1 protein-coding gene is annotated in these 303 nt (G+C 59.1%); it reads right to left on the reverse strand.

What is annotated here, in order from left to right:
- Nucleotides 1–171: 171 nt before the first annotated feature.
- Nucleotides 172–303 (reverse strand): integrase core domain-containing protein (locus J1M81_RS25155; protein ID WP_206498109.1); only part of this gene is annotated, 132 nt, incomplete at its 5' end.

Consider the following 303-nt stretch of genomic DNA (forward strand, 5'->3'; position numbering starts at 1 on the left):
AACGTTGCCCACCGCCTCAACTCCCGTCCACGCAAAACGCTCGGCTGGAAAACTCCAGCCGAGCGTTTACGTGATCTACTGACAGGCATCTGACCATCAGGTGTTGCGAGGACCCCTAGAATCCGCCACTGCGTTACGGGGACATTCGTTCTTGCGGACCTCGAGTGGAGGCTAGGTGTTCTTCTCGGGGACGTTGTGGACGGTCAGTCGCTCGATGGGTGACTTGCCGCCGATGCCTGTGTGGGGTCGGTGGTGATTGTAGTGATGGATCCAGTCTTGGTAGGTCGCCGCTCTGGCTTCGTC

Origin of the sequence: Rhodococcus sp. KRD175, assembly GCF_017168275.1 — a bacterium.
GTDB classification, from domain to species: Bacteria; Actinomycetota; Actinomycetes; order Mycobacteriales; family Mycobacteriaceae; genus Rhodococcoides; species Rhodococcoides fascians.